21 protein-coding genes are annotated in these 24,624 nt (G+C 59.3%); 17 read left to right on the forward strand and 4 right to left on the reverse strand.

Annotation, left to right across the window (positions count from 1 at the left end; translation table 11 throughout):
• Nucleotides 1-72: 72 nt before the first annotated feature.
• Nucleotides 73-1,443 carry a CYTH domain-containing protein gene (locus tag AB4N64_RS26160; protein WP_460119864.1) on the reverse strand — a complete coding sequence of 457 codons (1,371 nt, stop codon included), beginning with the start codon at nt 1,441-1,443 and terminating at the stop codon, nt 73-75.
• Between the two features lie 157 nt (nt 1,444-1,600).
• Here AB4N64_RS26160 and argE point away from each other — a divergent pair, with 157 nt between their 5' ends.
• The 9 genes from argE (at nt 1,601) to AB4N64_RS26205 (ending at nt 11,196) form a co-directional block, all read left to right on the forward strand.
• The gene (gene argE, locus AB4N64_RS26165; protein ID WP_460119866.1) at nt 1,601-2,758 is read left to right on the forward strand and encodes an acetylornithine deacetylase; all 1,158 of its coding nucleotides are present in this window, start codon (nt 1,601-1,603) and stop codon (nt 2,756-2,758) included.
• A gap of 264 nt (nt 2,759-3,022) precedes the next feature.
• Entirely contained in the window at nt 3,023-4,321 is a 1,299-nt protein-coding gene (gene argA, locus AB4N64_RS26170; protein ID WP_460119868.1) for an amino-acid N-acetyltransferase, read from the forward strand.
• Between the two features lie 570 nt (nt 4,322-4,891).
• Nucleotides 4,892-6,238 carry an OprD family porin gene (locus AB4N64_RS26175; RefSeq protein ID WP_460119870.1) on the forward strand — a complete coding sequence of 449 codons (1,347 nt, stop codon included), beginning with the start codon at nt 4,892-4,894 and terminating at the stop codon, nt 6,236-6,238.
• A 291-nt stretch (nt 6,239-6,529) separates the two neighbouring features.
• On the forward strand, nt 6,530-7,168 hold the full coding sequence (locus AB4N64_RS26180) for a peroxiredoxin (RefSeq protein ID WP_460119872.1): 639 nt from the start codon (nt 6,530-6,532) through the stop codon (nt 7,166-7,168).
• 314 nt (nt 7,169-7,482) lie between these two features.
• A complete protein-coding gene (gene ssuE / locus AB4N64_RS26185; protein WP_460119874.1) occupies nt 7,483-8,076 on the forward strand; it encodes an NADPH-dependent FMN reductase in 594 nt (197 codons plus the stop codon).
• Nucleotides 8,077-8,166: 90 nt separating this feature from the next.
• Nucleotides 8,167-9,132 carry a sulfonate ABC transporter substrate-binding protein gene (locus tag AB4N64_RS26190; protein ID WP_460119876.1) on the forward strand — a complete coding sequence of 322 codons (966 nt, stop codon included), beginning with the start codon at nt 8,167-8,169 and terminating at the stop codon, nt 9,130-9,132.
• A gap of 154 nt (nt 9,133-9,286) precedes the next feature.
• The gene (gene ssuC, locus AB4N64_RS26195) at nt 9,287-10,069 is read left to right on the forward strand and encodes an aliphatic sulfonate ABC transporter permease SsuC (protein WP_460119878.1); all 783 of its coding nucleotides are present in this window, start codon (nt 9,287-9,289) and stop codon (nt 10,067-10,069) included.
• Nucleotides 10,066-10,872: an aliphatic sulfonates ABC transporter ATP-binding protein gene (gene ssuB, locus AB4N64_RS26200; RefSeq protein WP_460119880.1), complete on the forward strand. Its 807-nt coding sequence runs from the start codon at nt 10,066-10,068 to the stop codon at nt 10,870-10,872. The genes ssuC and ssuB overlap by 4 nt, the downstream gene beginning before the upstream one ends.
• A gap of 108 nt (nt 10,873-10,980) precedes the next feature.
• On the forward strand, nt 10,981-11,196 hold the full coding sequence (locus AB4N64_RS26205; RefSeq protein WP_205890466.1) for a TOBE domain-containing protein: 216 nt from the start codon (nt 10,981-10,983) through the stop codon (nt 11,194-11,196).
• Between the two features lie 123 nt (nt 11,197-11,319).
• Here AB4N64_RS26205 and AB4N64_RS26210 read toward each other — a convergent pair whose 3' ends face one another.
• Nucleotides 11,320-11,958, reverse strand: coding sequence for a TetR/AcrR family transcriptional regulator (locus AB4N64_RS26210; protein WP_460119882.1), 639 nt, complete (start codon nt 11,956-11,958; stop codon nt 11,320-11,322).
• 155 nt (nt 11,959-12,113) lie between these two features.
• Nucleotides 12,114-13,490, reverse strand: a complete 1,377-nt coding sequence (locus AB4N64_RS26215; RefSeq protein WP_460119884.1) for a glutamine synthetase family protein — start codon at nt 13,488-13,490, stop codon at nt 12,114-12,116.
• A gap of 674 nt (nt 13,491-14,164) precedes the next feature.
• Here AB4N64_RS26215 and AB4N64_RS26220 point away from each other — a divergent pair.
• The 7 genes from AB4N64_RS26220 to AB4N64_RS26250 all read left to right on the forward strand — a co-directional run bounded on the left by AB4N64_RS26220 (nt 14,165) and on the right by AB4N64_RS26250 (nt 22,588).
• On the forward strand, nt 14,165-15,523 hold the full coding sequence (locus tag AB4N64_RS26220) for a glutamine synthetase family protein (protein ID WP_460119886.1): 1,359 nt from the start codon (nt 14,165-14,167) through the stop codon (nt 15,521-15,523).
• A 59-nt stretch (nt 15,524-15,582) separates the two neighbouring features.
• The gene (locus tag AB4N64_RS26225) at nt 15,583-16,947 is read left to right on the forward strand and encodes an aspartate aminotransferase family protein (protein ID WP_460119887.1); all 1,365 of its coding nucleotides are present in this window, start codon (nt 15,583-15,585) and stop codon (nt 16,945-16,947) included.
• Nucleotides 16,948-17,116: 169 nt separating this feature from the next.
• Nucleotides 17,117-18,229 (forward strand): polyamine ABC transporter substrate-binding protein, encoded by a 1,113-nt coding sequence (locus tag AB4N64_RS26230; RefSeq protein WP_460119889.1) that lies wholly within the window; start codon nt 17,117-17,119, stop codon nt 18,227-18,229.
• A 242-nt stretch (nt 18,230-18,471) separates the two neighbouring features.
• Nucleotides 18,472-19,569, forward strand: a complete 1,098-nt coding sequence (locus AB4N64_RS26235) for a polyamine ABC transporter substrate-binding protein (RefSeq protein ID WP_460119891.1) — start codon at nt 18,472-18,474, stop codon at nt 19,567-19,569.
• A 72-nt stretch (nt 19,570-19,641) separates the two neighbouring features.
• A complete protein-coding gene (locus tag AB4N64_RS26240; RefSeq protein ID WP_460119893.1) occupies nt 19,642-20,784 on the forward strand; it encodes an ABC transporter ATP-binding protein in 1,143 nt (380 codons plus the stop codon).
• Complete coding sequence (locus AB4N64_RS26245; RefSeq protein ID WP_460119895.1) at nt 20,781-21,701, forward strand: ABC transporter permease subunit; 921 nt, start codon at nt 20,781-20,783, stop codon at nt 21,699-21,701. The genes AB4N64_RS26240 and AB4N64_RS26245 overlap by 4 nt, the downstream gene beginning before the upstream one ends.
• Nucleotides 21,698-22,588: an ABC transporter permease subunit gene (locus tag AB4N64_RS26250; RefSeq protein WP_460119897.1), complete on the forward strand. Its 891-nt coding sequence runs from the start codon at nt 21,698-21,700 to the stop codon at nt 22,586-22,588. The genes AB4N64_RS26245 and AB4N64_RS26250 overlap by 4 nt, the downstream gene beginning before the upstream one ends.
• A gap of 137 nt (nt 22,589-22,725) precedes the next feature.
• On the opposite strand, the gene AB4N64_RS26255 is transcribed toward AB4N64_RS26250, so the two are convergent.
• Nucleotides 22,726-23,367 (reverse strand): HD domain-containing protein, encoded by a 642-nt coding sequence (locus AB4N64_RS26255; RefSeq protein WP_460119899.1) that lies wholly within the window; start codon nt 23,365-23,367, stop codon nt 22,726-22,728.
• Nucleotides 23,368-23,647: 280 nt separating this feature from the next.
• Here AB4N64_RS26255 and AB4N64_RS26260 point away from each other — a divergent pair, with 280 nt between their 5' ends.
• Nucleotides 23,648-24,613 carry a GlxA family transcriptional regulator gene (locus AB4N64_RS26260; RefSeq protein ID WP_460119901.1) on the forward strand — a complete coding sequence of 322 codons (966 nt, stop codon included), beginning with the start codon at nt 23,648-23,650 and terminating at the stop codon, nt 24,611-24,613.
• Nucleotides 24,614-24,624 lie beyond the last annotated feature (11 nt).

Consider the following 24,624-nt stretch of genomic DNA (forward strand, 5'->3'; position numbering starts at 1 on the left):
TGACGCTGTCTGCCTGACACCCCAAGGTGCCTGATCTTCCATCGCGAGCATGCTCGCTCCTACAGGGACGGATCAGCCGCGCAGCAGGAGTCGCCAGGCGCGGTTCTGATACACCGCGATCGCCTGCTGCTTGCGCGCGTCGAGCAGTTCGTCGGTGATCGTCGGCTCACTCGCCAGTTGAGCGAGCTGCTTGAGTTCACCGTACAGGCGATCCATTTCTGCGATGTCCAGCACGTGGCGGGCATGATGCAGCCAGGCCTGGATGCGCTCGATGCGAGGCAGCTGTTCGGCCAGGTCTTCCGGTTGTTGCTGGTAGCGCTGCAATTGCAACGAAGTGGCTTCTTCGGCCAACAGGCGCGGCAGCCAGCTGGCCAGTTGCGCCGCGCCCTGGCGGTTGCCGCGCACGTTCCGGTCCGCAGTCCAGGTGCGGGCCAGCAGCCAGCGCGACAGGTTCAGGGAGAACTGACCCCAGCGCGGGTCTTCCAGTTCTTCGAGGAACTGCTCAGGTGCGGCCTTGCGCACGTCTTCGTCTTCGATGCCGACTTGCACCAGCGGGCGCCAGTCTTCGAGCAAGGCATCCAGGGCCACACGCAGGTCGTGCGTGGACTGGCGCGGTGCGGCCTGGCCCAGGCTGCTCAGCAGCGCACGCATCTCGGCGAGGTTGTCGACCCAGTCCTGCAACAGGCGCCAGTGGCCATTGAACCGATACTGTTCGGCCAGGCGCTGGCTGCTGCCGAGCAGGTGCCAGGCCAGCGCGGCGAAGGCGTCGTCCAGTGGCGTTTCGGCGGTCAGTTGCGGTGCCGGCAGGCTCAGCGAATAGCTGCTGGCGTCGTACAGGCGATAACCGCGCTCGGCCTTGCTGATGTCACAAGGCATCAGCGGCAAGGTGGCGGCCAGTTCGACGGCCAGTTCCAGCAAGGCTGCCGGCTCGCCTTCGCGCAGTTCAAGCTCCAGCTCGCAGATTTCTTCCTTCTGCTTGCCGACCACAACGTGACCCAGGTCCAGCGCGGCTTCGATGACCACTTTGGACTTGCCACGGCCCCAGGCAATTTCTGCACGTTCGCGCACGAAATCGGTGGTGAAGATCGGCTTGAGCTTTTTTTTATCCAGATCAGCCAGTTGCTCTGGCCAGCATTCGCCGTCGAGTTTCTTGACGTCGAGTTTGGCCTTGGGCAGGTTCCAGTTGTATTCATTGCGCTCGGACAAGCCGGCGATGCTCTGGCCGCGTGTCTTGAGCGTCTGAATGATCTCGTCACCATCGCGACGCAGGCGCAGGGCCACCTTGGCGTGGGCCAGGTCGCGCTCTGGTGTGTCGAGATACTGGTTCATCAGCTCGCGGCGTTCCCAGCCATTTTTGTTGCGTTTTTTCAACAGCGGGTGCTCGCGCAGGGCAGCGAGGGTTTCGCGGCTGACGCGGAGTTTGATTTCGGTTTCTTTCTGCATGGCCGGAAAATCCAGGATCGGGAGCGCAGCCGGGGGGAATGTGTGGCTGCCAAGGTCGTGCAGTGTACAGGACTCGACCCCGCTTCGCCGGCCGACGGTTTATTCCTGTCGCCGGATGGTTCTATGATGGACTCCAATCCGCGAATTGGAGTCAGCGATGCCTTTGCCATCCATGAAAGATCAGTTCGCTGCGCTGATTGCCACGCCATCGGTCAGTTGCACCCAGGCGAGCCTCGATCAGAGCAACCGCCCGGTGATCGATCTGCTGGCGACATGGCTCGGCGACCTGGGTTTTGCCTGCGATATCCAACAGGTCAGCCCGGGCAAGTTCAATCTGCTGGCCAGTTTCGGCTCCGGCCCGGGCGGCCTGGTGCTGGCGGGGCATAGTGATACGGTGCCGTTCGACGGCGCGTTGTGGCAGACCGATCCGTTGAAACTGACAGAAGTCGACGGGCGCTGGATCGGTCTGGGCAGCTGCGACATGAAGGGTTTTTTTGCCTTGATCATCGAAGCGGTCATTCCCTTGCTCGATCAGCCGTTCAAGCAACCGTTGCTGATCCTGGCCACCTGCGATGAAGAAAGCTCGATGTCCGGTGCGCGTGCCCTGGCCGATGCCGGGCGGCCGCTGGGACGTGCAGCGGTTATTGGCGAGCCGACCGGACTCAAGCCGATTCGCATGCACAAGGGCATCATGATGGAGCGCATCGATATCCTCGGGCAGAGCGGCCATTCCTCGGACCCGCGTCTGGGGCACAGCGCCCTGGAAGCCATGCACGATGCCATCGGCGAACTGCGCGGGCTGCGCCTGTTGTGGCAGCGCGAGTTTCGCAATCCGCAGTTTGGTGTGCCGACTCCGACCCTGAATTTCGGTTGCATTCATGGCGGCGACAATCCCAATCGGATCTGTGGCCAGTGTTCACTTGAGTTCGACCTGCGACCGCTGCCGGGTATGGACCCCAAAGCCTTGCGCGCCGAGATCTTGCAGCGACTCAAGCCGGTTGCCGAGCGGCATCAGGTCAAGATCGATTACGCGCCGCTGTTCCCCGAAGTGCCTTCCTTTGAACAGGCCGAAGAGGGCGAACTGGTGCGAATTGCCGAAAAGCTCACCGGTCACAGTGCCGAAGCGGTAGCGTTTGGCACCGAAGCGCCTTATCTTCAGCGTCTTGGCTGTGAAACCGTGGTACTGGGCCCGGGCGATATCGCTTGTGCGCACCAGCCGGGGGAATACCTCGAAATGTCACGTTTGCAGCCTACGGTGCATCTATTACGTCAGTTGATTGAACATTACTGCCTGACGCCGGCTTCGGCCGGGTGAACACCGCAACCTCTGTAGGAGCGAGCAAGCTCGCGATGGGCTGTCAGGCACCGCTGGGTGTCAGGCTGACAGCGTCATCGTTAGCCTCCATCGCGAGCATGCTCGCTCCTACAGGGGGGCGAATTAAATTAATGAGGTTAAACCCCGTATTCATGAGGAGAGCACGCGTGTCGCCAAGCCTGTTCCGACGATAACCATCAGCCCGTTGTGCGTTTTGTGTTTCGCCCATTTTTTTGGCTGCTCTTTATTACAGGCCCCAGGTTCATGCCCGACTACGTTAATTGGCTTCGTCATGCTTCTCCTTATATCAATGCCCACCGCGACTGCACCTTTGTTGTCATGCTGCCCGGCGACGGTGTCGAGCACCCCAACTTCGGCAATATCGTCCACGACCTGGTGCTGCTGCACAGCCTCGGCGTGCGTCTGGTGCTGGTTCACGGTTCCCGTCCGCAGATCGAAGCGCGCCTGGCTGCACGCGGCCTGACTCCGCATTATCACCACGGCATGCGCATCACGGATGCGGCGACACTTGAGTGTGTGATGGATGCGGTCGGCCAACTGCGCATCGCCATCGAGGCACGGCTGTCGATGGACATGGCATCGTCGCCGATGCAGGGTTCGCGCTTGCGCGTGGCCAGCGGCAACCTGGTGACGGCACGGCCGATCGGCGTCCTTGAAGGCGTCGATTATCACCACACCGGCGAAGTGCGCCGGGTCGACCGCAAGGGCATCAATCGCCTGCTGGACGAGCGTTCCATCGTGCTGCTGTCGCCGCTGGGTTATTCGCCCACCGGTGAAACCTTCAACCTCGCCTGCGAAGACGTCGCCACGCGCGCGGCCATCGACCTGGGCGCCGACAAATTGCTGCTGTTTGGCGAGGAACAAGGCCTGCTTGACGAGAACGGTCGCCTGGTCCGCGAACTGCGTCCGCAGCAGGTGCCGGCGCATTTGCAACGCCTGGGCAGCAACTACCAGGCCGAGCTGCTGGATGCGGCGGCCGAAGCCTGCCGGGGCGGCGTGGCCCGCAGCCACATTGTCAGTTACGCCGAAGACGGCGCGCTGCTGACCGAGCTGTTCACCCGCGACGGTGGCGGTACGCTGGTGGCGCAGGAGCAATTCGAAGTCGTGCGCGAGGCGGCGATCGAGGACGTCGGCGGTTTGTTGGAATTGATCAGTCCGCTGGAAGAGCAGGGGATCCTGGTACGCCGCTCACGCGAAGTACTGGAGCGCGAGATCGAGCAGTTCAGTGTGGTCGAGCGCGAAGGCATGATCATCGCTTGTGCGGCGCTGTACCAGATTGCCGATTCCGATGCCGGGGAGCTGGCGTGCCTGGCGGTGAACCCGGAGTACCGCCACGGTGGCCGTGGCGACGAACTGCTCGAACGCATCGAAACCCGCGCCCGGGCAAAGGGCTTGAAAACGCTGTTCGTCCTCACCACACGCACGGCACACTGGTTTCGCGAACGTGGCTTTGCGCCCAGCAGCGTCGAGCGTCTGCCATCGGCGCGGGCGTCGCTGTACAACTACCAGCGCAACTCGAAGATCTTCGAAAAAGCGCTTTGATCGACAGGTTCCCACGCCACGGCTGGGAACCCTCCCAGCTACTCCTTTGGGATAACTGCAAAAAAGCGACTCTGATCAATTTTTCGCCAACGCTTCTCTCGTAAAGTCGACCGGGAGAAGGGTTTGGCTCGGATTGAAAATCTATTTCGGGCGATACACAAACTGTAACATTTGGCAGGGATCATGCGCGCTTCGCCATGAAGGCGTCGCTATTTTGATACCAATTGACGTTAACCGCGTTGTTCAAAAGCGAATCGATCTAAAAATAGACAGATAAATACTATTTAGAGATTAGCTCCGGTGCCGATATGCTGTGTCCGGTTCAGGCAAAGCGCACAGAGTCATATTCCTGAATGGCATGAAAACTGATGAAACAATTCTTTTTAGGTTTATAAATAAATCATTACCCTGAAAGGAACAAACATCACGGCGATTAGACCTTGGTCGTAGACACACATGGTTACGATTGACTTGTAAGTCACGGTCCGGCGCTAATCGCGCATCTTAGGATCCCGGGCACACGACCCAGGACCAGGAACACAAGAATTAGAAACGTAGAGGAGCGAAACAATGAACAAGTCCACCTTGGCCCTGGCCGTGGCCGTAGGGGTTATGGCGCAGCAGGCAGGCGCCGCCGGTTTCATCGAAGACAGCAAGGCCACTCTGGGTCTGCGTAACTTCTACATCAACACCGACAACCGTAACGGTACCGGCGCAAACAAAAACGAAGAATGGGGCCAAGGCTTCGATCTGCGTTTCACTTCCGGTTACACCCAAGGCACCGTCGGCTTCGGTATCGACGCCATCGGCCTGCTGGGGGTACGTCTGGATTCGGGTGGTGGCACCAACGGCGCTACTGCTACCTCCTACGGCGGCACTGTGTTCCCAAGCAAATCCAACGGTGAAGCGGTTGATAACTTCTCCAGCCTGGGCCTGACTGCCAAAGCCAAAATTTCCCAGACCGAACTGAAGCTGGGTACCCTGCAGCCGAAAAACCCGGTCATCGTGACCAACGACGGTCGTCTGCTGCCACAAACCTGGCAGGGTGGCCAGATCACTTCCGGCGACATCAAGGATCTGACCCTGGTTGGCGGTCAGATCGAAGCCGTGAAAGGCCGTAACTCCAGCAACAATGAACAGATGAGCATCGCCGGTGCCAACAGCCGTGGTCCGAACTTCCGTGACAGCAACAAGTTCATCTACGCTGGTGGTGACTACAAAATCACCAAGGACCTGACTGCCCAGTACTACTACGGCAATCTGGAAAACTTCTACAAACAACACTTCCTGGGTCTGGTCCACAACTGGGCAATCGGTCCAGGCGTGCTGAAGTCCGACTTCCGTTACTTCAACAGCTCTGATGACGGCAACAACGCCAATGATCCGCTGTACTACAGCACCGGTAACTACAGCAGCACTGGCAACGGTAAAGGCAAAGTCGACAACAATCTGTACAGCGGCCTGTTCCTGTACACCGTTGCCGGTCACACCTTTGGTGGTGGTTATCAGGTCAGCAACGGCAGTAGCGACTTCCCTTGGCTGAACCAGGGTGACGGTTCTTCGAACTACACCATCACCGACATGCAGATCCAGAAGTTCAACCGTGCCGGCGAGAAAACCTGGCAGGCTCGCTACTCGTATGACTTTGCCAAGGTTGGCGTTCCTGGTCTGACCGCCGGTATGGTTTACCTGCGTGGTAGCGACATCGACACTAACCGCCAGAGCGCTACAGTGCCTGCGGGCAACAACAACAGCGAGTGGGAACGCGACCTGACTGTTGCTTACGTTGTGCCAGAAGGTCCGCTGAAAAACGTTGGCTTCATGTGGAAAAACGCTTCGTGGCGTAGCGGCATCCCAGGCCAGCGCGACCAGGACGAAAACCGCCTGATCCTCAGCTACTCGATCCCGCTGTTGTAATAGCGCTCGCGTAACCGCTGAAAAAAAGCCCCGCCCGGCATCACGCCGGGCGGGGCTTTTGCATTTCAGCGCGGAGTCACCCCCGTAATCCCGCGCTGAAATCCCCTCTTTACAGCAACTCAAGGCCTTCTCGAACCTCGAACGCGATAGTCGTCGTGATGTCGGGGCAGGTCCAGTGAACAGATCTTTAATATTCATTAATGATCTAATAATGTCTTTATTTATTCTTTTTATTAGATCCCAAATACGGTCTACAGTTGAGTTCTGTACCTCACTCATCAGGAGCCCACCATGAGCATCAGACTCGGCGACATCGCCCCCGATTTCGAGCAGGATTCCAGTGCCGGAACCATCCGTTTTCATGAATGGCTGGGCGACAGTTGGGGCGTGCTGTTTTCCCATCCGGCGGACTTCACTCCGGTGTGCACCACTGAGTTGGGCTTTACCGCCAAGCTCAAGGACGAGTTCACCAAGCGCGGTGTCAAGGCCATCGCCTTGTCCGTCGACCCGGTGGACTCTCACCACAAGTGGATCGGTGATATCAACGAAACCCAGGACACCATCGTCAACTTCCCGATCCTGGCCGACGCCGACCGCAAGGTCTCGGACCTGTACGACCTGATCCACCCCAATGCCAGCGATACGCTTACCGTGCGTTCGCTGTTCGTGATCGACCCGAACAAGAAGGTGCGCTTGACCATCACCTACCCGGCGAGCACGGGTCGTAACTTCAATGAAATCCTGCGGGTAATCGACTCGCTGCAACTCACCGACAACTACAAGGTGGCGACCCCGGCCAACTGGCAGGACGGCGATGAAGTGGTGATCGTTCCGTCGCTCAAGGATGAAGAAGAGCTCAAGCAGCGCTTCCCCAAAGGTTATCGCGCCGTGAAGCCCTACCTGCGCCTGACGCCGCAGCCGAATCGCTGAGCCGCACGCCGTCCTTGTAGGAGCGAGCATGCTCGCGATGGCCTGTCAGGCGCCGTGGGATTCCAGACAGCCAGCGTTATCGTTAACGACCATCGCGAGCATGCTCGCTCCTACAGGGGTCGTGTGTTCTTGAATACAACGCAGGGGATTTCAGGCCGTTTCGACGGCCTTTTTTTATGTTTTTGTATATCGCTTCGTGGAATAACCAAATGAATAAATATGATTTATCGATATATGAATCACCTGTTAAGGTCTCTCCATCGAAGCGAGATCGCACACTGCGAATCGCCTGCACCGTTCAAGGAATCATGTGAATGCTGGTCGTCTCACTCGGTGGCAGCCCAAGTCAACGCTCTCGTTCCGGGGTGTTGCTGGAGCGCTCCCAACGCTGGTTGCAGGAGCAGGGTGTGGAAGTGGTGAGTTACGGCGTGCGGGACTTCCCGGCCGAAGACTTGCTGCATGCACGGTTCGACAGTTCGAAAGTGATCGATCTGTTGCAACAGATCGAAAACGCCGAAGGCCTGCTGATCGCCACCCCGGTGTACAAGGCATCGTTCTCCGGTGCGTTGAAAACCGTGCTGGACCTGCTGCCGGAGCGCGCACTGGCGCACAAGGTGGTGTTGCCCATGGCTACCGGCGGCAGCATCGCTCACATGCTGGCGGTGGATTACGCCCTCAAACCGGTGTTGTCGGCATTGAAGGCCGATGAATTGCTCCAGGGGATTTTCGCTGTCGACAGCCAGATTGCCTATGGCGAAGGCAGTGCCGCGGCGCAACTGGCGCCTGAGTTGGAACAACGATTGAACGAGTCGCTGGAACTGTTTTTAAGCGCCATGACGAGACGGCCCAAGCCGCTCGATCCGGGCCTGTTGAGTGATCGTCTGCTGACTGCTCGCTGGAGCATTTAAGTCACACCCTGAATTTGATGTACTCACCTTACTCAGCCGTCAACGGCCAAGCAGGTGCAGCCACAACCTCACTGCAAAAAGGAGAGCGCTATGCGCACTGTCATTTTGCGTCGTGGTCTGGTCGCTCTGTTTGTTGCGGCTGTGTCCTTCGGCGCCATTACTCAAGCTCAGGCCGAGACCCTTCGAATCGGTTATCAGAAGTACGGCACCCTGGTGCTGCTCAAGGCCAAGGGCACATTGGAAAAGCGTCTTGCCGCTCAAGGCGTGGACGTGCAATGGACCGAGTTTCCAGGCGGCCCGCAACTGCTTGAGGGCCTGAACGTCGGCTCCATCGACTTTGGCGTCACTGGCGAAACGCCGCCCGTGTTTGCCCAGGCTGCCGGCGCCGATCTGCTCTACGTCGCCTACGAGCCACCGGCGCCCCACAGCGAAGCGATCCTGGTGCCCAAGGACTCAACGATCAAATCGGTGAAGGACCTCAAAGGCAAGAAAGTCGCACTCAACAAAGGCTCCAACGTGCACTACCTTCTGGTCCGCGCGCTGGAAGATGCCGGCCTCAAGTACAGCGATATCCAGACCGTGTTCCTGCCGCCGGCAGATGCCCGCGCCGCGTTCGAGCGTGGCAGTGTCGATGCCTGGGTGATCTGGGACCCGTATCAGGCCGCGGCCGAACAGCAACTGCAAGCGCACACCCTGCGCGATGGCCAGGGTATCGTCGACAACCACCAATTCTACTTGGCCACCAAACCGTACGCCCAGAAAAACCCCGAGGTGATCAAGACCCTCGTGGAGGAAGTGCGCGGCGTGGGCGAATGGTCCAAGGCCAATCCCGAGGACGTGACCAGGCAGGTCGCGCCCCTGTTGGGCCTGCCTGCCGACATCACCCTCACCTCGGTGAAGCGCCAGGGCTATGGCGCACTGTTCCTGACACCTGAAGTGGTCGCCGCCCAACAGAAAATCGCCGACAGCTTCTACCAGCTCAAGCTGATACCCAAACCCTTGAGCATCAAAGACGTGATCTGGACGCCACCGGCCGCCGTCGCCAAGGCGCAGTAATTAGAATTCCCCAAGGAGACCACTCCATGAGCCTCAGTTTTTTCTGGTACCTGGCAACACGCGGCAACGTCCATGACCTTGGCACCACCGCTGGCGCTTGCGCCGTTGACTGCGGTTATCTGCCCAGCGCTGCGCTGCCGAGCTGAGGCGGACGATGAAGAAAATTATCCACAACCTGGCGCCCTGGGCGTTGCCGGTCTTGCTGGTGGCGGTGTGGCAGTTGTCGGTGTCGGCGGGCTGGCTGTCGACGCGGATCCTGCCGGCGCCCATCGCGGTGATCGAGGCCGGTGTGAGCTTGGTGAGCAGTGGTGAAATCTGGACGCACCTGGCGATCAGTGGCTGGCGCGCGGCCCTTGGCTTCGCTATCGGCGGCGGTATTGGCCTGGCGTTGGGCTTCATCACAGGCCTGTCGAAATGGGGTGAGCGCCTGCTCGACAGCTCGGTGCAGATGATCCGCAACGTGCCGCACCTGGCACTGATTCCCTTGGTCATCCTGTGGTTCGGTATCGATGAGTCGGCGAAGATTTTCCTGGTGGCGTTGGGCACGCTGTTCCCGATCTACCTCAACACCTATCACGGTATCCGCAATGTCGATCCGGCATTGGTGGAAATGGCGCGCAGCTACGGACTGTCCGGCTTCAGCCTGTTTCGCCAGGTGATCCTGCCGGGGGCGCTGCCTTCGATCCTGGTCGGTGTGCGCTTTGCCCTGGGCTTCATGTGGCTGACCCTGATCGTTGCCGAAACCATCTCGGCCAGCTCCGGCATCGGCTACCTGGCGATGAATGCCCGGGAGTTCCTGCAGACCGACGTCGTGGTGCTGGCGATTCTGATGTACGCGGTGCTCGGCAAACTCGCCGACCTCGCGGCCCGTGGGCTTGAACGTGTGTGGTTGCGCTGGCATCCGGCCTATCAAGTCGCCAAGGGAGGTGCTGCATGACGGCTCAACAACCTCCACGCCTGCTGCGCGGGATTCCGCTGGTGGTGCGCAAACTGCAAAAAACCTTCGGCTCGCGGCAGGTATTGCGCGAGATCGACCTGCACATTCCGGCCGGACAGTTCGTTGCGGTAGTGGGGCGCAGCGGTTGCGGCAAAAGTACCTTGCTGCGTCTGCTCGCCGGTCTGGACAAGCCCACGGGCGGCCAATTGCTCGCCGGTGCTGCGCCGCTGAGCGATGCGCGGGAAGACACGCGATTGATGTTCCAGGAAGCGCGCCTGCTGCCATGGAAAAAGATCATCGATAACGTCGGTCTCGGGCTCAGCGGCGATTGGCGGCCGCAGGCGTTGCAAGCGCTGGAGTCGGTGGGCCTGGCCGATCGTGCCAATGAATGGCCGGCGGCACTGTCCGGAGGCCAGAAGCAGCGGGTGGCCTTGGCGCGTGCGCTGATCCACCAACCGCGCCTGCTGCTGCTCGATGAGCCGTTGGGCGCGCTGGATGCCCTGACCCGAATTGAAATGCAGCAACTGATCGAACGGCTCTGGCAGCAACACGGTTTCACCGTGTTGCTGGTGACCCATGACGTCAGCGAAGCCGTGGCCATTGCGGATCGGGTCATCCTGATCGAAGAGGGCGAAGTCGGCCTTGACCTGCAGGTGGAACTGCCGCGCCCTCGGGTTCGTGGCTCCCATCGGTTGGCGGCGCTGGAAACCGAAGTCCTCAACCGTGTGCTGTCACTGCCCGGCGAACCGCCGGAACCGGAACCCGTTTCACCCTTGCCTACGCAACTGCGTTGGGCGCAATGAAGACAGCTACAAGCTTCCAGCCACAAGCGGCAAGCAAGAGCACTTTGCTTTTACTTGCAGCTTGAAGCTTGGCACTTGCAGCTCATTTCGACTCCTGGAGAAATAAATATGACTATCAAAGCCATCAACGTGCGTAACCAGTTCAAAGGCACCATCAAGGAAATCGTTCTCGGCGACGTGCTCTCGGAAATCGACGTCCAGACCGCTTCCGGCATCGTGACCTCGGTGATCACCACCCGCTCGGTGAAAGAGTTGGAGCTGGTGGTGGGCAGCGAAGTGATCGCGTTCGTGAAGTCCACCGAGGTGTCGATCGCCAAGTTGTGATTGCATCAATTGTTTCGACGGTGCGCCCATCGCCGGTAAGCCGGTCTCGCTCCCACAGGATCTACGCGGTCTACTGTGGGAGCGGGCTTGCCCGCGAAGAGGCCCGCACAGGCAACAAATTCCTCAGCCCCAAGCAGCTCGCTTGGGCAGATAAGGCGGCAGATAAAGCCCCAGATACGCATCGAACACCCGCATCCCTTCCTCGGCCATGCGCGGGGTGATCTGCCCGTGCTGCTGCACCGAACGGGCGTAGACGCGGTCACCCAGCTCCATGGCCAGCGCAAAGACGTCGACGTCTGCTGGCATCTTCGGGAGTTCGAAGTGCCGGTCGAACAGCTTGTGCATCAGGTCGCCGAGTTCGATGTCGTGCTGGCGGTCGGCCTGGGTGACCTCGGTCAAGCCGTGTTGGGCGAGGATCAGTTGCCTTGCGGCAGCGTCTGCGTCGTAGATCTCAAGCATGCGCTGTTCCACCAGCCGTGACAGGTCGCGCCAGTCGTTGAGTGCCGCGTGGTCGATGGGGGCTTGCAGGCAGGCGCGGAAGGCGGCGTGGACGTCGGCCGTCAGCGCTTCGAGCAGGGCCGGCACGCTGGCGAAGAAGTGGTAGACCGAGGAGGGTGGAATCTCGGCCCGCTCGGCAACGCTGTAGATCGACAAGCTGGCCACGCCCTCGGTGGCCAGCAGCGTGCGGGCGGCATCGAGAATCGAATCAATGCGCGCCTGGCTGGCTGCGCGGGGTTTGCGGGGGGTGGCTGCGCGTGTCATCGGGCTCTCCTGCGGGACAGCGGGCATTGTACGAGCAGGCTTCTGTGTTGTCTGCCGGGCGCCATCGCGAGCCTGCTCGCGATCCGCCGCAGGCGGCCATAAAAAAACGCCGTTGGCTGATTCAGCCAACGGCGTTCTTTCATTGCAGCAACCGCTTAAACGGTATGCAGATACCAGTTGTACTCAAGGTCGGAGATGGAGTGTTCGAACTCCTCCAGCTCACTTTCCTTGCAGGCCACGAAGATATCGATGTATTTCGGATCGATGTACTTGGCCATGACTTCGCTGTCGTCCAGCTCACGCAATGCATCACGCAGGTTGTTCGGCAGGCTCTGCTCGTTCTGCTCGTAGCTGTTGCCCTCGACGGGGGCATTTGGCTCGATCTTGTTGGTCAAGCCGTGGTGCACGCCCGCCAGAACCGAGGCCATCAGCAGGTACGGGTTGGCGTCGGCGCCCGCGACGCGGTGTTCGATGCGCACAGCATCCGAAGAGCCCGTAGGTACGCGGATCGCTACGGTACGGTTATCCAGACCCCAGCATGGCGAGTTCGGCACATAGAATTGGGCGCCGAAACGACGGTACGAGTTCACGTTCGGGCAGAGGAAAGCCATCTGCGCGGGCAGGGTCTCGAGCACACCGCCGATCGCGTGACGCAGCGCGGCGTTCTGCTCGGGATCCTCGCTGGCAAAAATGTTTTTGCCGTCTCGGTCCAGAATCGAAATGTGAACGTGCAAACCGTTACCTGCCTGGCCCGGGTAAGGCTTGGCCATGAAGGTGGTGTCCATTTCATGGTCGTAGGCGATGTTCTTGATCAGACGCTTGAGGAGCACCGCGTAGTCGCAGGCCTTGATCGGGTCAGCCACATGGTGCAGGTTCACTTCGAATTGCGCCGGGGCACTTTCCTTGACGATGGCGTCGGCCGGGATGCCTTGTTCCTTCGCACCTTCGAGGATGTCCTGGAGGCAGTCGACGTATTCGTCGAGGTCGTCGATCAGGTAGACCTGTGTCGAGTGCGGGCGTTTGCCCGAGATCGGCGAGCGGGGAGGTTGCGGGCGACCGTTCACGTTCTCCTGGTCGATCAGGTAGAACTCCAGTTCGAAGGCGGCGCAGATGGTCAGGCCCAGCTCGTCAAACTTGGTAACAACTTGTCGCAAAACTTCGCGCGGGTCGGCGAAGAAAGGTTCACCTTCAAGTTCGTGCATGGTCATCAGCAATTGCGCGGTCGGGCGCTTTTGCCAGGGTTCATTGCACAGGGTATCGGGAATTGGATAACAGATTCGGTCAGCATCACCGATGTCCAGGCCCAGACCGGTGCTTTCTACCGTCGAGCCGTTGATATCCAGGGCAAATAGTGAGGCCGGCAGGTTGATGCCTTTCTCGTAAACCTTGTGGAGACTGGTGCGTTCGATGCGCTTGCCGCGCACCACACCATTCATATCCGCAATCAGAAGGTCAACGTACAGAACCTCAGGATGTTCCTTAAGGAACACGTTCGCTTCGTTAAGCTGAACGGCACGCGGGGGTACCGACATGATGCAACACCTTTGTTGTTAAAAATATCAATCATTGATCTCTTCGGATTCCAGTCAACCCGAACGGCATGCCGAAGTCAAGCAAGGCCTTTTTTGCCCTAAAAAAGCGCTCGCGGGGCTTTTTTGTGGCTATTTGGGGCGTTTTTATGCCTTCCAACACTTAGCCGACTGCGGGCTTGAGCGGGCCGTGTTGTATTTTTTACGGGGGTGTTGTGTAAAAAAATGAACAAGGCTAAGCTCGAATCAAACCCATAACAGCAATAATACCGGGGTGCTTCATGTCTCGCCTGCCGTCAATCGGCATCACCAAATGCTCTATGCATAACGGTCCGCATGCTTGTCACATTAGACGCGATGTTTATCCAGGCGCTTTGACTCCGCTGGCTTCGGGCCTGTGCGCGTTCCAGATGAAGCCGGTGTTTGCGTCCGATATTCTGGACGGCCCCCGGAGCACCCCCATTACGGTTACTCCTTTCAATATAGAACCGATTCACAATGACGGCCTGGCTATCACGCGGCAAGTTCCTGCTCGTGATTCTGCACGCCCGGCACGCCCCGTGCACTTGCATGAAAACACGATAGCCTGTCGCTGACGTACATTTCAACGCGACACCCATGCGTCACAACATCGCCTGGCTTGCGATAGCCAGGAAACTCAAAGCCTAGAGGCATTTATGAGTAACAACCTCGACCAGCTCACCGATTGGCTGAAAAGCCACAAGATCACAGAAGTCGAATGCATGATCTCCGACTTGACCGGGATCACCCGGGGCAAGATTTCGCCGACCAATAAGTTCATCGCCGAGAAAGGCATGCGCTTGCCCGAAAGCGTGCTGTTGCAGACCGTGACCGGCGACTATGTCGAAGACGACATCTATTACGAACTGCTCGACCCGGCCGACATCGACATGATCTGCCGCCCCGACCAGAACGCGGTCTACCCGGTGCCCTGGGCTATCGAGCCCACCGCCCAGGTGATCCACGACACCTACGACAAGCAAGGCAACCCGATCGAGCTGTCGCCGCGCAACGTGCTCAAGAAAGTCCTCAAACTCTATGCCGACAAGGGCTGGCAGCCGATCGTGGCGCCGGAAATGGAGTTTTACCTGACCAAGCGCAGCGACGATCCGGACTACCCGTTGCAGCCGCCAATCGGCCGCTCCGGTCGCCCGGAAATCGGTCGCCAGTCGTTCTCCATCGAAGCGGCGAACGAGTTCGACCCGCTGTTCGAAGACGTCTACGACTGGTGCGAATTGCAGGAGCTGGACCTCGACACATTGATCCACGAGGACGGCACGGCGCAGATGGAAATCAACTTCCGTCACGGCGATGCCCTGTCACTGGCCGACCAGATTCTGGTGTTCAAGCGCACGATGCGCGAAGCCGCGCTCAAGCACGACGTGGCGGCTACCTTCATGGCCAAGCCCATGACCGGTGAGCCGGGCAGCGCGATGCACTTGCACCAGAGCATCGTCGACCTGGAGACCGGCAAGAACATCTTCTCCAATGAAGACGGGACCATGAGCCAGTTGTTCCTGCACCACATCGGTGGGTTGCAGAAGCTGATTCCCGAGCTGCTGCCGCTGTTCGCGCCGAACGTCAACTCGTTCCGCCGCTTCCTGCCGGATACCTCGGCACCGGTGAACGTGGAGTGGGGCGAAGAGAACCGCACCGTGGGCCTGCGGGTTCCGGATGCCGGACCGCAAAACCGTCGGGTGGAAAACCGTCTGCCGGGTGCCGACGCCAACCCGTACCTGGCGATCGCCGCGAGCCTGCTCTGTGGCTACATCGGCATGGTCGAAGGCATGAACCCGAGTGCGCCGGTAGTGGGGCGCGGCTATGAACGCCGCAACCTGCGCCTGCCACTGACCATCGAAGACGCGCTGGAACGCATGGAAAACAGCGCGACCATCGAGAAATACCTGGGCAAAAACTTCATCACTGGCTACGTCGCGGTCAAGCGGGCCGAGCATGAAAACTTCAAGCGCGTGATCAGTTCGTGGGAACGGGAATTCCTGCTCTTCGCCGTCTGATACGCCGGGCGCTGTCGTTGTCGGACAGCGCCTTCATCTGGATTCTTCAGGAGATTCGTATGACCAGCAACAACCCGCAAACCCGTGAATGGCAAACCCTGAGCAACGATCACCACCTGGCGCCGTTCAGCGACTTCAAGCAGCTGAAAGAAAAAGGGCCGCGGATCATCACCAACGCCAAGGGTGTCTACCTGTGGGACAGTGAAGGCAACAAGATTCTCGACGGCATGGCCGGCCTGTGGTGTGTAGCGATTGGTTACGGTCGTGATGAGCTGGCCGAAGCGGCCAACAAGCAAATGCGCGAACTGCCGTACTACAACCTCTTCTTCCAGACCGCCCACCCACCGGTACTGGAGCTGTCCAAGGCCATCGCCGACATCGCCCCCGAGGGCATGAACCACGTGTTCTTCACCGGTTCCGGCTCCGAAGGCAACGACACCATGCTGCGCATGGTCCGCCACTACTGGGCGATCAAGGGCCAGCCGAACAAGAAAGTCATCATCAGCCGCAAGAACGGCTATCACGGTTCCACCGTGGCCGGCGCGAGCCTGGGTGGCATGACTTACATGCACGAACAGGGCGACCTGCCGATCCCGGGTATCGTCCACATCGCGCAGCCGTACTGGTTCGCCGAAGGCGGCGACATGACCCCTGAAGAGTTTGGTGTGTGGGCGGCCAACCAGTTGGAAGAGAAGATCCTGGAAGTCGGCGTGGACAACGTCGGTGCCTTCATCGCCGAGCCGATCCAGGGCGCCGGTGGCGTGATCATTCCGCCAGAAACCTACTGGCCGCGCATCAAGGAAATCCTCGCCAAGTACGACATCCTGTTCGTGGCGGACGAAGTGATCTGTGGCTTCGGCCGTACCGGTGAGTGGTTCGGCACCGATTTCTACGGCCTCAAGCCCGACATGATGACCATCGCCAAGGGGCTGACCTCCGGCTACATCCCAATGGGTGGCCTGATCGTGCGCGACTCGGTCGTGGCGGTGCTCAACGAAGGCGGCGATTTCAACCACGGCTTCACCTACTCCGGGCACCCGGTGGCGGCAGCGGTGGCGTTGGAAAACATCCGCATCATGCGCGAAGAGAAAATTATCGAGCATGTTCACACCGAAACGGCACCGTATTTGCAGAAACGTCTGCGGGAACTGAACGATCACCCGTTGGTGGGCGAAGTGCGTGGTGTCGGTCTGCTGGGGGCCATCGAGCTGGTGCAGGACAAGGCCACACGCAAGCGCTACGAAGGCAAGGGCGTTGGCATGATCTGCCGCCAGTTCTGCTTCGACAACGGCCTGATCATGCGCGCCGTAGGCGACACCATGATCATTGCTCCACCACTGGTGATCAGCAAGGCGGAAATCGATGAGTTGGTGGAGAAGGCACGCAAGTGTCTGGACCTGACTCTGAGTGCGTTGCAGGGCTAAGTGCTAGGCTCTCTGCGCAAGACATGAAACTTTCGCTCGGGGTGTCATAAAGGGCGGCCTTTCCTTGAAAGACCGCCTCGGATCTTGCCAGACTAGCCGCGGTTCCAGTTGTCCGGGTTCGGCCGCTGAACAAAGTGGTTCAAAAAAGAAAAATTTGGAGCATTAACGCATGAAGGCATTAGGAAAAAAGCTTGCTGGCAAGACTCTCCTCGCCATGTCCCTGATGGGCATTATGGCGGGTGCGGTGCAGGCGGACGACAAGGTGTTGCACGTCTACAACTGGTCCGATTACATCGCTCCGGACACCATCAAGAAATTTGAAGACGAGTCGGGCATCAAGGTCGTTTACGACGTCTTCGACAGCAACGAAACCCTGGAAGCCAAATTGCTGGCAGGCAAGTCCGGCTACGACGTCGTCGTACCGTCGAACAACTTCCTGGCCAAGCAGATCAAGGCCGGCGTCTACCAGAAGCTCGACAAGTCCAAGCTGCCTAACTGGAAAAACCTGAACACCGACCTGCTCAAGGCGGTCTCGGTCAGCGACCCGGGCAACGAACACGCTTTCCCGTACATGTGGGGTTCGATCGGTATCGGCTTCAACGCCGAGAAGGTCAAGGCCGCTCTGGGCGCCGATGCACCGACCAACTCCTGGGACCTGGTCTTCAAGCCTGAGAACGCTGCCAAGCTGAAATCCTGCGGCATCAGTTTCCTCGATTCGCCGACCGAGATGATTCCAGCGGCGCTGCACTACCTGGGCTATCCAACCGACAGCCAGGACAAGAAGCAACTGGCCGAAGCCGAAGCGCTGTTCCTCAAAGTGCGTCCTTCGATCGCCTACTTCCACTCGTCCAAGTACATTTCGGACCTGGCCAACGGCAACATTTGCGTAGCCATCGGTTATTCGGGTGACATCTACCAGGCGAAGTCCCGTGCGGCAGAAGCCGGTGACAAGGTGAAAGTCAGCTACAACATTCCCAAGGAAGGTGCAGGCAGTTTCTACGACATGGTCGCCATCCCTAAAGATGCCGAAAACGTCGAAGGCGCCTACAAGTTCATGACCTTCCTGCAGAAGCCGGAAGTCATGGCTGAAATCACCAACGCCGTACGTTTCCCGAACGGTAACGCGGCGGCGACCGCGCTGGTTGATAAAGACATCACCAGCGATCCAGGCGTCTACCCGCCAGCCGACGTGTTGGCCAAACTGTACGCGATTGCCGACTTGCCGGCCGCGACCCAGCGTCTGCTGACTCGCAGCTGGACCAAGATCAAATCCGGTAAGTAAGCGGTAACCCACTGTAGGAGCGAGCATGCTCGCGAAGAAAGTCGCAGCGCCAAGGGGTGTCAGGCATCCCGCGTTATCGTTGACGACCATCGCGAGCGTGCTCGCTCCTACAGGGGATTTTCATAAAGTTTGCTGGAACGGTTTTTCGAGGGTAAGTTGCGCGCCGGTTTTGTTGCTGGGCAGCCAAGACTGTCATGTAACGCGGGGCAACTTGGGCCCAACTAATTTTAGAGGACCTCCACTTGCCTATTTTTTCTTTGTTGCGCAATGCATTGCTGATCGGCACCGGGCTGACGATGGCTGTCAGTGCTCAGGCTGCGGGCACCGTGCATATTTATAACTGGTCGGATTACATCGGGGAAACCACCCTGGCCGACTTCCAGAAAGCGACGGGGATCAAGCCGGTCTACGACGTGTTCGACTCCAACGAAACCCTGGAGGGCAAGTTGCTGGCCGGGCGTACGGGCTACGACGTGGTCGTGCCGTCCAACCACTTCCTGGGTAAGCAGATCAAGGCGGGCGCTTTCCAGAAGCTCGACAAGTCGCAATTGCCCAACTATTCCAATCTCGACCCGGTGCTGCTCAAGCGACTGGAACAGAACGACCCGGGCAACCTCTACGCCGTGCCTTATCTGTGGGGCACCAACGGCATCGGTTACAACGTCGAGAAGGTCAAGGCGGTGTTGGGTGTCGACAAGATCGACTCCTGGGCAGCCGTGTTCGAGCCGGAAAACATCAAGAAGCTGCAGAGCTGTGGTGTGGCTTTCCTCGATTCCGCCGATGAAATGATGCCCACGGTCCTCAACTACCTGGGCCTGAACGCCAACAGCACCAACCCTGAAGACTACAAAAAGGCTGAAGCCAAGTTGCTGGCGGTGCGGCCTTACGTGACTTACTTCCACTCCTCCAAATACATCGCAGACCTGGCCAACGGCGATATCTGCGTGGCCATCGGTTTCTCCGGCGACATCTTCCAGGCGAAGAACCGCGCGGCCGAAGCGAAGAAGGGTGTGGACATCGCCTACTCGATTCCCAAGGAAGGTGGCGCGCTGTGGTTCGACATGCTGGCGATTCCAAAAGACTCGGCCAACGTCAAGCAGGCCCACGCCTTCATCAACTATTTGCTGAAACCTGAGGTGATCGCGCAGGTCAGTGACTATGTCGGTTACGCCAACCCCAACCCGGCGTCCGACAAGTTGATGGATCAGGAAATCCGTAACGACGAATCGGTTTATCCACCCAAGGAAGTACTCGACAAGACCTATGTGTCGATTGAGTTGCCACCCAATATTCAACGTTTGATGACCCGTAGCTGGACCAAGGTCAAGTCAGGTAAGTAGAGCTCAAGACTCAAACTATCCAGGTTGGCTCACCTTGAGCGAACTGCACTCTTTTTTCTGGGAGTTTCGTAAATGGCTGTTGCCTCCGGCGCCTATAAGAAAGCCCTCGAGGGCGACCAGACACCCAAGCAGGTGCTGGTCAAAATCGACCGGGTCACGAAGAAGTTCGACGAGACGATTGCCGTGGACGACGTGTCCCTGGAAATCAAGAAGGGCGAGATCTTCGCCCTGCTCGGCGGTTCGGGATCGGGCAAATCCACTCTGCTGCGCATGCTGGCGGGGTTCGAACGACCGACCGAGGGCCGAATCTTCCTCGATGGTGTGGACATCACAGACATGCCGCCCTACGAGCGGCCGATCAACATGATGTTCCAATCCTACGCGCTGTTCCCGCACATGACCGTGGCGCAGAACATCGCCTTCGGCCTCAAGCAGGACAAACTGCCTGCTGCGGAAGTCGATGCCCGGGTGGCGGACATGCTCAAGCTGGTGCAGATGACCCAGTACGCCAAGCGCAAGCCGCACCAGTTGTCCGGTGGCCAGCGTCAACGTGTGGCCCTGGCGCGTTCGTTGGCCAAGCGCCCGAAGTTGTTGCTGCTCGACGAGCCCATGGGGGCCCTGGACAAGAAGCTGCGCTCGCAGATGCAACTGGAGTTGGTGGAGATCATCGAGCGCGTTGGCGTGACCTGCGTCATGGTGACCCACGACCAGGAAGAGGCCATGACGATGGCCGAGCGCATCGCGATCATGCATCTGGGTTGGATCGCCCAGATCGGCAGCCCGATCGACATCTATGAAACCCCGACCAGCCGCCTGGTCTGCGAATTCATCGGTAACGTCAACATCTTCGACGGTGAAGTGATCGACGACGCTGAAGGCCACGCGACCATCACCTGCAAGGACCTGGACCGCCAGATCTACGTTGGCCACGGCATCAGCACCTCGGTGCAGGACAAATCGGTGACCTACGCGATCCGTCCGGAGAAACTGCTGGTCACGCCGACCATGCCGACCTGCGAGTACAACTGGTCCAGCGGCAAGGTGCACGACATCGCCTATCTGGGCGGACACTCGGTGTTCTACGTGGAATTGCCGAGCGGCAAGATTGTCCAGTCCTTCGTCGCCAACGCCGAACGCCGTGGTGCACGACCGACCTGGGGTGACCAGGTCTACGTGTGGTGGGAAGACGACAGCGGCGTGGTATTGCGCTCATGAACATGCGCAAATTCAAACGCCGCCTCAATCGAATAATTCCCGGTGGCCGCCAGTTGGTCATAGGGGTGCCTTTCATCTGGCTGTTTCTGTTCTTCATGTTGCCGTTCTTCATCGTCTTGAAGATCAGTTTCGCTGAAGCCGATGTCGCCATCCCGCCGTACACCGAGATCTACACCTACGCCGAGCAGAAGCTGCAAGTGCTGCTCAACCTCGGCAACTACGCCATGCTCGCCGGCGACGAGCTCTATATCTCCGCGTACCTGGGGTCGTTGAAGATGGCGCTGATCAGCACCATCCTCTGCCTGGTGATTGGCTACCCGATGGCGTACGCCATCGCCACAGCCCGTAAAGAGCTGCAGACGGTGCTGGTGCTGCTGATCATGATGCCGACCTGGACCGCGATCCTGATCCGCGTCTATGCCTGGATGGGCATCCTCAGCAACAACGGCCTGCTCAACGGCTTCCTGATGAGCATGGGCTTTATCGACGAACCCCTGCAAATCCTCAACACCAACCTGGCGGTGTACATCGGCGTTGTCTATTCGTACCTGCCGTTCATGATCCTGCCGCTCTACGCCAACCTGGTTAAGCACGATCACAGCCTGCTGGAAGCTGCATCGGACCTGGGTTCGAGTACCTTCAACAGCTTCTGGAAAATCACCATCCCCCTGTCCAAAAACGGCATCATCGCCGGTTGCATGCTGGTGTTCATCCCGGTGGTCGGTGAGTTCGTGATTCCTGAGCTGCTGGGCGGACCGGAAACGCTGATGATCGGTAAAGTGCTGTGGCAGGAGTTCTTCAACAACCGTGACTGGCCGGTGGCATCCGCCCTGGCGGTGGTGATGCTGGCGATCCTGATCGTGCCGATCATCCTGTTCAACCGCAGTCAGGCCAAGGAAATGGAGGGTAAAGAATGAAGCGCTTCCGTTTCTCCAGCCTGATGCTGGTACTGGGTCTGGTGTTCATCTATCTGCCGATGCTGATCCTGGTGATCTACTCGTTCAACGCCTCCAAACTGGTGACGGTTTGGGGTGGTTGGTCGATCAAGTGGTACGTCGGCCTGATGGACAACACGCAACTGATGGGTTCAGTGGTGCGCTCGCTGGAGATCGCCTGCTACACCGCGGTTGCGGCGGTCGCACTGGGCACCCTGGCGGCGTTCGTCCTGACCCGCATCACGCGTTTCAAAGGCCGCACGCTGTTCGGTGGCCTGGTCACTGCGCCGCTGGTGATGCCGGAAGTGATCACCGGTCTGTCGCTGTTGCTGCTGTTCGTGGCCATGGCTCAGATGATCGGCTGGCCCCAGGAGCGCGGCATCGTGACCATCTGGATCGCCCACACCACGTTCTGTGCGGCGTATGTGGCGGTGGTGGTGTCGGCGCGTCTGCGCGAGCTGGACCTGTCCATCGAAGAAGCGGCCATGGACCTCGGTGCCAAGCCATGGAAGGTGTTCTTCCTGATCACCATTCCGATGATCGCGCCATCGCTGGGTGCCGGCGGCATGATGTCGTTCGCCCTGTCGCTGGATGACCTGGTACTGGCCAGCTTTGTATCAGGCCCAGGTTCCACGACCCTGCCGATGGAAGTGTTTTCGGCGGTGCGTCTGGGCGTGAAGCCCGAGATCAACGCCGTGGCCAGCCTGATCCTGTTGGCGGTATCGCTGATGACCTTCCTGGTGTGGTTCTTCAGCCGCCGTGCCGAAGAAGCGCGCAAGCGTGCCATCCAGCTGGCGATCGAAGAGAGCGCTGCCGACTCCTGGAAGCAACCGGACGTACGCCGCGCGCAGGCGCCGGAAGCGGCTTGAGTCCCTTCGGGGGCCTTCCCTTGTGGGAGCGAGCCTGCTCGCGATGATCTGTCAGTGACATCCATGTCGACTGACACTCCATCGCGAGCAAGCTCGCTCCTACAGTTGTTTTTGTAGCGGCAGGACCGGTTCGGTGATCAGGAAACCCAAGGCGAGCGGCGAATCACTTCCACGAAGTTCATCGGTTTGAACCCCGGCTCCTGATCCACCAGCACATCGGTCTTCACATTGCCAAAGGTGGTTTGCGGGCGATGGCGCAGGCCGTCGGCGAAGGCGCAGATGATGCATTCCTTGAATCCTTCACCCCGTGGATGCGCATGCACCACCGCCTCGCGCTGCACGCTGGAAAACGCCGCGTAGTCCATGCCCAGCACGTCCATCTCGACACCCGCTGTCACCAGCGCCACGGTAGGGCGCAGGTGTTGCGGCACACCGGGTGTGGTGTGCAACGCAATCGACAGCCACACCTGCTCGATGTCGTCATCACTCAGCCCGTAAGGCTTGAGAAACTCAGCCGCCGCGTTGGCACCATCGACTTCAAAGCGCTCGTTGTCGCTGCGATAACCCTCCATCAGTCCCAGGTCATGAAACATCGCGCCGATGTACAACAGCTCGGGGTTATAAACCAGTTTTTTGCGTTCACCACTCAATGCGCCGAACAGAAACACCCGGCGCGAGTGGTGGTAGAGCAGGTCGGATTCGATGTCGCGAATGTAGTCGGTGGCGGCCCGTGCCAGGGCGCTGTCGGGGATCTTGATGCCGGCGATGGTTGTGCTCATGCTGTTGTCCTCACAGGGAGCGCCGGGGCGGCGCTGATGGAACAAGTCTGTTCCCGGCCCCACAACCGGACAATCGCGCCATGGCTAGGATCCTGGCCAATCAACCTGCGAATCGTGCCAATTGAATGTTGTTCATCCATCCCTGTAGGAGCGAGCATGCTCGCGATGGTAGACAAGACACCGCGGAGTGTCAGGCTGCCAGAGTAATCGTTGGCGACCATCGCGAGCATGCTCGCTCCTACAGGGGGAGGGGGATGGCATCTATGGGGGGCAATCCATCATGAGTAAAACCGTTGCCATCGTGATATTCGCCGGCGTGCAGTCCCTGGATGTCACTGGGCCCATGGACGTGTTTGCCGAGGCGAATCGGTTCCTTGCGCCGCAGGATCACTATCAGCTGGACGTGATCGGCGTTGAGTATGGGGTGACGTCGTGCTCCAACGGCTTGTTGTTGCAAGCCCATCGGCACTTCAGTGAGGCTGTGCAGGCTTATAACCTGTTACTGGTGGCCGGTGGTCCACAGTTGCCGGGCCTGGATTTCGGCGAGGCCTTCGATGCCTGGCTGCGCGAAGCCTGCGCCCGTGCGCAGCGGTTTGGCTCGATCTGCAACGGTGCGTTCATGCTGGCGCGTGCCGGCTTGCTGCAAGGGCGCACCGTCACCACACACTGGGAAGATGCTGCGGCATTGGCCGCGTTGTGCCCCCAGGCGCGGGTAGACGCCGATCGCCTGTACGTGCAGGACGGTGAGCTCTATACCTCGGCCGGTGTTACCGCCGGGATCGACCTGTCGTTGTATCTGTTGGCCAGGGATCATGGGCCTGAAATTGCTTTGCGTGTGGCCAAACGATTGGTGGTGTTCACCCAGCGCTCCGGCGGGCAGTCGCAGTTCAGCCCGTTTCTCACACCCCATGCCGAGCCGGAGTCTGCGGTGGCGATGATTCAGCGCTACGTATTGGCCAACCTGACCGGCGACCTGACCAATGCCGAGCTGGCGAGCGCGGCCAACATGAGCGCGCGCAATTTCTCCCGGGTGTTTACCAGGGAAGCGAAAGTGACTCCGGCGGAGTTTGTCGAGCGGGCAAGAGTGGATGCGGCGCGGGTGATGCTCGAGAGTACGGCGGCGCCGTTGAAAACCGTGGCCTATGAGTGCGGCTTTCGTGATGCCCAGCACATGCGCAACGTGTTCAACCGCCGGCTGGGGGTGACGCCGCAGCAGTTTCGGTTGAATTTTGGCCTGGCGGTTTGAGCCTGGATGTT

The organism is Pseudomonas sp. S2_C03, from assembly GCF_054668405.1.